This is a genomic window from Micrococcus sp. HSID17227 (assembly GCF_003989405.1).
GTDB lineage: Bacteria > Actinomycetota > Actinomycetes > Actinomycetales > Micrococcaceae > Micrococcus > Micrococcus luteus.
Window position 1 is genome coordinate 1 of sequence record NZ_RBLN01000582.1, and the last position, 255, is coordinate 255.

The following is a 255-nucleotide window of genomic DNA, read 5'->3' on the forward strand; positions in this document are numbered from 1 at the left end:
GCGCGCAGCCACTCCCTGAGCGCCCGATCCGGGTCCGCGACCGTGTCGCCCTTGAGCGGTCGCCGGTACGCGGAGCGGCTCAGCCCGACCAGACGGCACGCCATCCGTTCGCTCACCCGCAACTTGCGCTTGAGGTGATCGACGGCGGCGCGGCGCCTGTCCGGGCTTAGAAGTTTCCCTCAGCCAGCTCCTTGAGCGCGGCCTTCTCCAGCTCCGCTTCCGCGAGCAGACGCTTCAGGGTCGCGTTCTGCTTCT

1 pseudogene is annotated in these 255 nt (G+C 69.4%); it reads right to left on the reverse strand.

From position 1 onward, the window contains the following. Window positions 1-255: pseudogene (locus D8M29_RS13430) on the reverse strand (IS3 family transposase); the annotation flags it as partial.